The sequence below is a fragment of the Rhizobacter sp. P3_B12 genome, assembly GCF_056402895.1.
This window is the reverse complement of sequence record NZ_JBFUGN010001240.1, coordinates 1-1,537: the sequence shown is the minus strand read 5'-3', so window position 1 is coordinate 1,537 and position 1,537 is coordinate 1. Positions and strand designations below refer to the sequence as shown.

3 protein-coding genes are annotated in these 1,537 nt (G+C 62.8%); 2 read left to right on the top strand and 1 reads right to left on the bottom strand.

Annotated features, from left to right (window positions below; translation table 11 throughout):
* Positions 1 to 716 (bottom strand): isocitrate/isopropylmalate family dehydrogenase (locus tag AC1D01_RS34165; RefSeq protein WP_477873899.1); only part of this gene is annotated, 716 nt, incomplete at its 3' end.
* 164 nt (positions 717 to 880) lie between these two features.
* Here AC1D01_RS34165 and AC1D01_RS34160 point away from each other — a divergent pair.
* Together AC1D01_RS34160 and AC1D01_RS34155 are read left to right on the top strand one after the other, a co-directional pair.
* A complete protein-coding gene (locus tag AC1D01_RS34160) occupies positions 881 to 1,063 on the top strand; it encodes a hypothetical protein (RefSeq protein WP_047508846.1) in 183 nt (60 codons plus the stop codon).
* Between the two features lie 100 nt (positions 1,064 to 1,163).
* Positions 1,164 to 1,537: DUF192 domain-containing protein (locus AC1D01_RS34155; protein WP_477873898.1), on the top strand; the 374-nt coding region annotated here is incomplete at its 3' end.

Below are 1,537 nucleotides of genomic sequence, written 5' to 3'. Positions count from 1 at the left end.
TCGGTGAACTTCATGATGTTGCCCTTGTGCACGATGGTCACGCTGGGCTTGTCGTTGTCGATCGCGTACTGGATCGCCTTGCGCACCAGGCGCTCGGTGCCTTCGCGCGACACCGGCTTGATGCCGATGCCCGAGGTGTTCGGGAAGCGGATCTTCTTGACGCCGAATTCGTCCTGCAGGAACTTGATCAGCTTCTTGGCCTTGTCGCTCTCGGCCTCGAACTCGATGCCGGCATAGATGTCTTCCGAGTTCTCGCGGAAGATCACCATGTTGGTCTTCTCGGGTTCCTTCACCGGCGACGGCACGCCCTTGAAGTACTGGATCGGACGCAGGCAGACATACAGGTCGAGTTCCTGGCGCAGCGCGACGTTCAGCGAGCGGATGCCGCCGCCGACCGGCGTCGTCAACGGGCCCTTGATCGACACGACGTACTCGCGCAGGACCTGCAGCGTTTCTTCGGGCAGCCACACGTCGGGGCCGTAGACCTTGGTCGATTTCTCGCCGGCGAAGATCTCCATCCAGTGGATCTTTTTCGCGCCCTTGTAGGCCTTCGCCACCGCGGCGTCGACCACCTTGATCATCACCGGGGTGATGTCGTAGCCGGTGCCGTCACCCTCGATGTACGGGATGATGGGCTGGTCGGGGACCTTGAGCGAGRAGTCGGCGTTGACGGTGATCTTCTGCCCGCCCTCGGGCACCTTGATGTGCTGATACATGGGATAGCTCCGCGCGCTGCTGATGTTGGAGTGACTGGAAACGGACCGCACTGAAGCCGGCGATTCTATGTCACGCACCGTGTCAACCGACTTTGGAGAGCCCGCGTTACGGGCGGACCGTCCAACGATGGACGGCGGATCCAAAACTTTCGAAAGGTTTTTACATGAACAAGATTCTGGCCGCCCTGATTGCTTCCCTGTTCGCTGCCGGCGCTTTCGCCGCTGACGCCAAGCCCGCTGAAGCTGCCAAGCCGGCTGCATCGGCTGCCAAGGCCGAGAAGAAGGCCGAGAAGGCTGAAGCCAAGAAGGCCGAAAAGAGCGAAAAGGCTGCTTCGGCTGCCAAGTGATTCGGGAGGAGCCGGGTTCACGCCCGCTTCGCTGAATTGAATGAGGAACGCCCGGCCTGTGCCGGGCGTTTTTCTTGGGTGCTCGCTACACTGCCCGACCATGAAGATCCCAGCCACCCGCCTGTCCACGCTGCTTGCCCTCGGCCTGGTCGTCACGGCCGCCGTCGCGCAGGACGCGCCGCAGCAGCTGCCGGCCATCAAGCTCACCGCCGGCATCCACAACATCCAGGCGCAGGTTGCGCAGACGCCGGAGCAGCGCGCCACCGGCCTGATGTTCCGCCCGGCGATGCCCACCAACGACGGCATGCTGTTCGCGTTCGAAGACGCCGGCGTGCAGTGCTTCTGGATGAAGAACACGCTGCTGCCGCTGTCAGCCGCCTTCGTCGCCGACGACGGCACCGTCGTCAACATCGAGGACATGAAGCCGCAGACGCTCGACTCGCACTGCTCGAAGAAGCCGGTGCGCTTCGTGCT

Bases quoted from the DNA above. Each gene is read 5' to 3' on its own strand.
- AC1D01_RS34160 (WP_047508846.1), top strand. From the start codon at position 881: ATGAACAAGATTCTGGCCGCCCTGATTGCTTCCCTGTTCGCTGCCGGC.